The following is a 7047-nucleotide window of genomic DNA, read 5'->3' on the forward strand; positions in this document are numbered from 1 at the left end:
CGCCTGGCTGGTTTTTTGTCGAAGTGTAGTCAAAATGTAGACGAAGTTTAGAATAAATCCTTTTATTCCATTGTGTTGCTGGTTGGATTTCTTCACCATCCCTGTCTTCCCCCTCATGATGAGGGGGTTTTTTTTATCAGGTACTTAGAAAAAATCCCTTTTAAATCAAGCTACCGTGTAACCGCCAGAAGCGGCTACAACGGGTTATAGTGTTTATGGGTGTAGACAACGTGTAGTCAAATCGCCAGCCCTCCGCCCAACGGGTTTAACGTTACTGCGTGCTTCAGATAGTCAGGGGCAAGGTGAGCATAAACCATCGTCTGCTGTATGCTGGCGTGCCCCAGAATTTGCTGTAACGCAATAATGTTCCCTCCGTTCATCATGAACCAGCTTGCGAACGTGTGCCGAAGCACATGCGTGGCCTGACCACGTGGCAGATCGGGCTTTACCTTTCTGAGTCGTTCGCAGAAGTTTTCATAATCCACTTTGAACAGCGGCCCCGTGTCGCTGGTCTTGATCTCTCCCTCCAGGTCTTCCGATATCGGAACCGTTCGCTTTTTCCCGTTTTTGGTCTTAAGGAACGTCACGCGCCCGTGATTTACCTGCTCGCCTCGCAGCGTGCTGCCTTCGCCCCATCGTGCGCCGGTACTGAGGCACAACAGTGCTACGCGCCGATCGTCGCCGGTTAACGCTTCCAGCAACCTGCCGATCTCTGTTTTGGTCAGATAGGTCATGGCTGGCGGAGTTTCTTTCAGTGGTTCCAGCCCCTTGCAGGGGTTTTCCTTACTGAACTCTTCCATTTTGATCAGCGTGCTGAACATGCCGGAAAACCGGTAAATGTCGCGGTTGATCGTGGCTGCGCTTATTCCATCCTCAAGCCGCTGGCTGCGGTGCTGCGCAATCGTGCGTTTGCTCAACCGATTAACAGCCGGATCCCCCAGCGCCCTGATCGTCTTATTCAGATGCCGCTTTTCTATCTCACCGTTTTCCTGCGTCTGGCCGTACAGCAACCACCAGGTATCTAACAACTCACTTAAGGTGCGGCGGTCTACGCTCGCGCCCAGCCATTCTTTTTTGTCGGCGTTGACCAGTACATAACGCTCAAAAAGTACGGCTTCTTGTTTCTTATCGAACCGCCTGCGGATGCGTTTTCCATTACGCCCGCGCGGGTAAACGTCTACTTCGTATTGACCACCTTCGAGCTTCTTAATCGCCATAGCGAAGCCCTCCAGTAGTGCGATTGTCGTTTTGCGCCGATTGTTCTAACGCAAAGAAAAACCAGATTTTTAACCAGCCTTCGGCCTTGATTGGCGCAATGTTGTTCTGCCTTGCCCATCAGGGGAGAGAGCCGGGGACACCTGCCCCGCAGAAGGTGCGGTTTTGTCCGTCATTAGCCATAGCGCGTATTTCTCAAATCTGGGGTGGTTCGTGAAATTAACCATAAACTTTTCAGTCATTTGGATGCCTTTCATTTCGTAGTTGTTGAGGGTTCCATAAGGAACATCAAGCATTTCAGCCAGTTGTGCCCGTGTTATTCCCTCGGCTTCTCTGATTAGGCGGATCTTTTCGCCTAAGCTTGACGGGTTAGCCATATCTGTCTAATATCCTCGTTAGTTGGTCATATGTGTCTAACTTTAGCGACCGCCTGAAGCGGCTACAGCCAGCTATAAGCGGCCAAACATCAAAGGGGATTATTACACATGAAAGACAAATACCCAGAGGGCTACATCGAATTGCGCCACCCTGTGGACGCGGTGCCAACCCCGAAATTTGCCGAAATGATCGGTAAATCACCCAGCGCAGTAGGCGATATGGTGCGCGACGGTAAGTTGCCAGTGGTTCCGATGAAGAACCCGGAAGCCCTGAATGGTCGCTCTGAAAACTGGATCTACATCCCAGAATTTAACCGCGCCATGCGTGACGCATTTTTCAACCGCCCAAAAGAGCAGCGTGATGCCTGGCTGCTGTGGATCGGTCTTTGAGGTTATTGCAATGAGCAAGAAAACAGCCAACCACGAAAGCCAGGTGTGTGAATGCAATGACATTCTGGACACCCATTTAAATGCCATGCAATCGGGCTTCATGATTCGCACCAATTGCGGCGAGTTCATGATCAGGGATAAAAAGCTGATTAAGAAAATAACCAAAGACGTGGCCCACCATGTTGATGGTGAATTACTTAAATTAGGAATGTGAGGGGCTTTTGTGGCTGTGCAATTAATACAGTTAAGCCGTCACTCATATTTATATCGTGGCTTCACTATTCAGAAATGCCCGCGTAATCCTTTTACGCTGAAACACTCCTATAGAATTTCTAGTAATGGTGAATATTACGGACGTGACTTTGCTTTAGCGGAAGCTATGCAGACAGTTGACGGGATGTATAAACAAGGAGGCAGCAATGCACGATGAAGGCCCATCACTGGCAAGCCTGCTTAAGCACGGATGTCAGGTTACACACTTCAAAAATCAAAACGGCTGGTTAGAAACACCTGACGGGAGATTTTTTAAGCCCGAACCGGCGAAGGTTCAATTTATTAAGGGTAAAAATAAACCATTTGTCTATACCCAAAGAATTAATAAAGGCTTCCTGCTTACACTGACTGAATTATTTAAAAAGCTAATTAAGTAATTCGGTTTTAAAAAATCAATTCTGTTTTCTCCGCCCTTTAATTAAGTGGCGGCGGTTCAACTCATCTTTAATGAGGGTAAGGCTATGTCCGCCATGTCCAAGCGTGACCAGTACAATTTTATTCTTCATGTACTTTTGCCAGCTATTCAGGAAGAGGGGTTAACAATCAAAACCCGCACCGCTGGCGAATTAACCCTTTTATCTACCGATCCGTCCGTATCCGAATTTATCAGTGATATGCGCCAGCGCCTTACCACTGCCTTGCAGCGCCCGATTGTGCCTTCTTCCCCTTACGGAGTTTTATAAAATGATCCGCCCGTTCATCAAATGGGCAGGGGGTAAAACCCGTGTCCTTCCTGACCTGCTGCCGCACCTGCCTAAAGGCGATTGCCTGATCGAGCCATTCGTAGGCGGTGCAGCTGTATTTCTCGCCACTGATTACCGCCGCTATGTGCTGGCCGATATCAACCCGGATCTTATTAACCTGTATCGGGAAGTTACCCGCTACCCGGATTTGGTGATCGACGCGGCCCGCGAACTGTTCAACAGCAAGAACAGCCCGCAGGGTTACAACGAAGTCCGCGCCGCATTCAATAAGCAGCATGGCACGGTGAAAAGTGGCGGGTTGCGCTACGGTGCCGAAATGGCGTGCATCATGCGTGCTGCACAATTCCTCTATCTGAATCGTCACGGCTATAACGGCCTGTGCCGCTACAGCCGTAAGACCGGCTTTAACGTGCCGTTTGGCAAATATAAAAGCGTCTTCTTTCCTGAAAATGAAATCCGTCTGTTTGCTGAAAAAGCTAACGACACAAAAGCGATATTTCTTTGTGCGCCGTTCCAGCGTTCCCTACAGGTCGTCACTGGCGGCGATGTTGTCGTTTACTGCGATCCGCCGTACCTGCCAACGAGTAAGACGGCAGATTTTACCCAATATTACGGTGAGTCATTTTTAGAAGATAACCACCGCCAGTTAGTCCAGGCACTGCTGGAAGTTAACCGCAAGCATGGCGCGAAAGTCGTTATTTCCAACAGCGACACCGAAGCCACCCGCGAGATTTACCAACCCTTCAAGCTGCACGAAATCACCGTGCAACGTTCCGTCAGCACTGACAAAGACAACCGGCAGAAGGCCAAAGAAGTGATCGGCGTTCTCCGCGTATCTCGCAACCGCAAAGGGGCAGAGTGATGGAAACTCACCAATTAAAGATCCGTTCTGAATTTTTCCACGCGGTGAAGATTGGCCGGAAAAAAGCGGAGTTCAGGCGCAACGATAGAAATTATCAGGTTGGCGATCTTATTTGCCTGTGGGAAATCGGCGCGGATGAAAAGCCAACTTTCAAGAGGCTGGAAGCGTGTATCTCGCATGTTACTGACCTGACTGAATGGGCGCCGGGCTATGTGATGTTGAGCCTGGACTTATTCAAAGAGACTGGTTGTAAGGAGGGCGATCATGATTTCGCTTCATGATGGTGACGCCTCTTTTGCGTCCTCTTTTACGAAGGTTGTTTATTCGGAGGATGGCAAACAATGCTTTTCGGCTGGGTTTAAGCCAAGCAAAGGTAAAAAATTTGTCGTCCTCCTGCTGGGGGAGGTGGATAAAACCGCGATTGATTATGATCTTGAGGCGGCATTAAACCGGCTTGGTTTTTACCGGAAAGAAGATAACCGGTAATGAGTGAAGCCCGTGGCCGTCGCGCCCCTTCTCCACCGCCACCGTATCCGGGTAGCCCTGATGATGCTACCCCTTATTCGTATGGCAGGAATAAACCATACCAGCCGATCGGCGTTGATGTAGCGCCGGGGCTGGATGGCTTCGATTATCTGTTACCAGACGGCACACGGAAGCATATTGCGTTTAGCGAACTGGTAACGGAAGACGAAAAGCCGGAACGCAGTAAGCTGCTGCGCCGCCGTCTGGCTTCTCTCCCGCAGTACGTTCGCCGCCACTTCGCCACGAAGCTGGATGCGCTGGACGCGAAAGACCACAAAGCGGCAGATCACTGGCTGATCAATACGTTTGAGCGGCACGTATTAACGCGCATTGATAACGTAAACAGCGCTTACCAGCCTGATGGCGTGATGCCTGGCGTGCTGCTGCCAATCCGCGAGCAGCTTTTCCGTATGCTGTGGGCAGGGAAAAAAGAGTTAAAAAGACTGGCTTATACGCTTGCCGATATCTTTACCAGCGAGTTTATACGCGAGTCCGATCACCAGTTGGCACGTACCGGCGATCCAGAGTTCGCCGCGCTTTCCGGTTATGGGCGTATTGCGTCGTTGGCGGTACATCTGAAAACGCAGATCCCTGGCTGGAAAGCGTATTGTGACGAAGAGTTAGAAGCGGAGGACGCCTTACGCGCGGTTCTTCGTCTTGAGTCACCGCAGTGGTGGTTAAACCGCCTGCGCCGTATTCATGCCCGCTGGCGTGAACATTTGATGATCGCATCTGGATACGTCCAGAAAAAATCCTCCCCCTACAGTAGCGCCCCGTGTCTTACGGAATGGCTGGCCCAGAAAAAGGCGAACCGTGAATACCTTAAGGCTATGGAACTGGAAGACCAGGACACGGGCGAGCGTATTTCTTTGATCGATAAAGTTGCCGGTAGTGTTGCCAACCCGGCCAACCGTCGCCGCGAACTCATGACCAGAATGCGAGGCTTTGAAGAGCTGGCGAAGCTGGAATCTCTGGCCGGTGATTTCTACACGCTGACAGCGCCTTCCCGCTATCACGCCATGCAGCACAATGGGCGCCGCAATAACAAATACGCTGGCGCTTCACCACGCGAAACGCAGCATTATCTTTGCAAGGTCTGGGCGCGAACCCGCGCGGCATGGAAGCGGAAAGGGATCCGTGTCTTTGGTTTTCGCGTGGTCGAACCGCATCACGATGCAACGCCACACTGGCATTTGCTGCTTTTTATGCGTCCTGAGCACGTCGAGCAGGCGCGCGAAATCTTCCGTAAGCATGCCCTGAAAGAAGACGGCCACGAACCGGGAGCGCAGGAAAACCGCTTTCAGGTCGTACCGATCGACGAGGCCCACGGTAGTGCAACCGGCTACATAGCTAAATACATTTCAAAGAATATCGACGGCTTCGCGCTGGATGGTGAGAAGGACGACGAAACCGGGGAAGACCTGAAAGAAATGTCTCTTCGCGTTAGCGCGTGGGCGTCGCGCTGGTCTATTCGCCAGTTTCAGCAGATAGGTGGTGCGCCGGTCACGGTATATCGCGAACTTCGCCGCCTGGGCGATCGCGAACTGGTTTTGCATCCAGAGCTTGAACCAGCCCGGCAAGCCGCGAACGGTGGTGAATGGGATAACTACGTATTAGCCCAGGGTGGCCCGCTGGTTGAGCGCGACAAGCTGCGGATCCGTCTGAATTATGAAACCACCGAAAACGGCAACGCATACGGCGATGACGTCCAGCGAATTACCGGCATCTATTGCCCGATCACGGGCAACGACTCTTTGATCTTCACCCGCACCACTCAATACAAAATCGTGCCGAAGCGCCAGAGCGCTGACGGTGTGGCCGTTGACGTTGGTTTTTCAGGCGGCAGCGCCGCCCCTCGGAGTTCTGTCAATAACTGTACGCGGGATCCCGCGGCAGGTGCTGACGGTGTTGAACATGCCGCCAGCGAAGCTGCAGGACAGTCGGAAATGACTGTGCCAGCTGAGGGCGTGACGGTGAATTTTGATGCGCTTTCCCGGCAGGAAAAGAGGGAACTGGCGCAGCGGCTTAGTGACGATGTGCGGAGTAAGCGTAAAAAGCGGCCACCGGAACGGGAAGAGGGGGCCGGGCTATCCGTCAAAGAGCAGCAGATCAGTGAACTGCTGGCGTTGCGTGGGGTTGATGCCAGCGCCGGAATGGTCAGATCGATTATGGCCGGTGCGTCAGTGGCGTGCGGTGATCTCATTATGACTGTGCAGGACGGGCGGTTGGTATCGCGCAACCGCGCCGCGTCCGGGCTGGATAAGCTGCCGTCGCAGGTGATGGCGGCGAAGCAGAAAACAAGCGACCTCGTGAACAGAATGAAGGCAGCGTTTACGGGGCGGAAGTAGGGCGCCGATCGGCATGGTCGGCTTTGACAGTGTGGTACCGAATTATCGCCATGGCCGGAACGGTCAGCTTTGACGGTGCGGTACCGTATTCCGGCAAATACCGCCATTTCTGGCAGTGTTGGCCATACATCGAGAACCGTCATTTTTAACAGTGCTGCAGGTGGTTAAAAATGACGGTGCCAGCTGAGGACGTAAGAGAATGAGCTATCTGGGAAGCAAAGCGGCGAGTGGGGTTTATCAGAAGATTATTGCTGAAATGCCCCCGCATGATACCTACATTGAAACCCATCTCGGGGGCGGGGCGGTGATGCTGCGTAAGCCGCCAGCTATGCACAATATTGGGATTGATATTG

At 52.1% G+C, this 7047-nt stretch carries 11 protein-coding genes and 1 pseudogene; 10 read left to right on the forward strand and 2 right to left on the reverse strand.

The genetic code is table 11. From position 1 onward, the window contains the following. Nucleotides 1-236: 236 nt before the first annotated feature. Both CJP72_RS17750 and CJP72_RS17755 read right to left on the reverse strand, forming a co-directional pair. On the reverse strand, nt 237-1217 hold the full coding sequence (locus CJP72_RS17750) for a phage integrase (RefSeq protein WP_162382667.1): 981 nt from the start codon (nt 1215-1217) through the stop codon (nt 237-239). 69 nt (nt 1218-1286) lie between these two features. Next, complete coding sequence (locus CJP72_RS17755) at nt 1287-1592, reverse strand: helix-turn-helix domain-containing protein (RefSeq protein WP_162382668.1); 306 nt, start codon at nt 1590-1592, stop codon at nt 1287-1289. A gap of 108 nt (nt 1593-1700) precedes the next feature. Here CJP72_RS17755 and CJP72_RS17760 point away from each other — a divergent pair, with 108 nt between their 5' ends. The 10 genes and pseudogenes from CJP72_RS17760 to CJP72_RS17805 all read left to right on the forward strand — a co-directional run. Next, nucleotides 1701-1982, forward strand: coding sequence for a Cox family DNA-binding protein (locus CJP72_RS17760; protein WP_162382669.1), 282 nt, complete (start codon nt 1701-1703; stop codon nt 1980-1982). A gap of 10 nt (nt 1983-1992) precedes the next feature. After that, nucleotides 1993-2196: a hypothetical protein gene (locus tag CJP72_RS17765; protein ID WP_162382670.1), complete on the forward strand. Its 204-nt coding sequence runs from the start codon at nt 1993-1995 to the stop codon at nt 2194-2196. A 9-nt stretch (nt 2197-2205) separates the two neighbouring features. After that, a complete protein-coding gene (locus tag CJP72_RS17770; RefSeq protein WP_162382671.1) occupies nt 2206-2412 on the forward strand; it encodes a DUF4761 family protein in 207 nt (68 codons plus the stop codon). Then, on the forward strand, nt 2402-2632 hold the full coding sequence (locus CJP72_RS17775) for a phage filamentation protein Fil family protein (protein WP_162382672.1): 231 nt from the start codon (nt 2402-2404) through the stop codon (nt 2630-2632). The genes CJP72_RS17770 and CJP72_RS17775 overlap by 11 nt, the downstream gene beginning before the upstream one ends. 84 nt (nt 2633-2716) lie before the next feature. Further along, nucleotides 2717-2938, forward strand: coding sequence for a hypothetical protein (locus CJP72_RS17780; protein ID WP_238340102.1), 222 nt, complete (start codon nt 2717-2719; stop codon nt 2936-2938). Between the two features lies 1 nt (nt 2939). Further along, nucleotides 2940-3821 carry a DNA adenine methylase gene (locus CJP72_RS17785; RefSeq protein ID WP_162382673.1) on the forward strand — a complete coding sequence of 294 codons (882 nt, stop codon included), beginning with the start codon at nt 2940-2942 and terminating at the stop codon, nt 3819-3821. Next, nucleotides 3821-4102 (forward strand): DUF3850 domain-containing protein, encoded by a 282-nt coding sequence (locus CJP72_RS17790; RefSeq protein WP_193568774.1) that lies wholly within the window; start codon nt 3821-3823, stop codon nt 4100-4102. The genes CJP72_RS17785 and CJP72_RS17790 overlap by 1 nt, the downstream gene beginning before the upstream one ends. Then, complete coding sequence (locus CJP72_RS17795) at nt 4086-4307, forward strand: hypothetical protein (protein WP_162382675.1); 222 nt, start codon at nt 4086-4088, stop codon at nt 4305-4307. Before CJP72_RS17790 ends, CJP72_RS17795 begins: the two co-directional genes overlap by 17 nt. Further along, nucleotides 4307-6694 carry a replication endonuclease gene (locus CJP72_RS17800; RefSeq protein ID WP_162382676.1) on the forward strand — a complete coding sequence of 796 codons (2388 nt, stop codon included), beginning with the start codon at nt 4307-4309 and terminating at the stop codon, nt 6692-6694. Before CJP72_RS17795 ends, CJP72_RS17800 begins: the two co-directional genes overlap by 1 nt. A 199-nt stretch (nt 6695-6893) precedes the next feature. Next, a pseudogene (locus CJP72_RS17805) lies at nt 6894-7047 on the forward strand (DNA adenine methylase); the annotation flags it as partial.

This window comes from Citrobacter sp. NCU1 (genome assembly GCF_010231475.1).
Taxonomy (GTDB): domain Bacteria; phylum Pseudomonadota; class Gammaproteobacteria; order Enterobacterales; family Enterobacteriaceae; genus Citrobacter_D.

Coding starts and splice junctions, on each gene's coding strand:
- CJP72_RS17750 (WP_162382667.1), bottom strand. CDS start 1,217: ATGGCGATTAAGAAGCTCGAAGGTGGTCAATACGAAGTAGACGTTTAC.
- CJP72_RS17755 (WP_162382668.1), bottom strand. CDS start 1,592: ATGGCTAACCCGTCAAGCTTAGGCGAAAAGATCCGCCTAATCAGAGAA.
- CJP72_RS17760 (WP_162382669.1), top strand. CDS start 1,701: ATGAAAGACAAATACCCAGAGGGCTACATCGAATTGCGCCACCCTGTG.
- CJP72_RS17765 (WP_162382670.1), top strand. CDS start 1,993: ATGAGCAAGAAAACAGCCAACCACGAAAGCCAGGTGTGTGAATGCAAT.
- CJP72_RS17775 (WP_162382672.1), top strand. CDS start 2,402: ATGCACGATGAAGGCCCATCACTGGCAAGCCTGCTTAAGCACGGATGT.
- CJP72_RS17780 (WP_238340102.1), top strand. CDS start 2,717: ATGTCCGCCATGTCCAAGCGTGACCAGTACAATTTTATTCTTCATGTA.
- CJP72_RS17785 (WP_162382673.1), top strand. CDS start 2,940: ATGATCCGCCCGTTCATCAAATGGGCAGGGGGTAAAACCCGTGTCCTT.
- CJP72_RS17790 (WP_193568774.1), top strand. CDS start 3,821: ATGGAAACTCACCAATTAAAGATCCGTTCTGAATTTTTCCACGCGGTG.
- CJP72_RS17795 (WP_162382675.1), top strand. CDS start 4,086: ATGATTTCGCTTCATGATGGTGACGCCTCTTTTGCGTCCTCTTTTACG.
- CJP72_RS17800 (WP_162382676.1), top strand. CDS start 4,307: ATGAGTGAAGCCCGTGGCCGTCGCGCCCCTTCTCCACCGCCACCGTAT.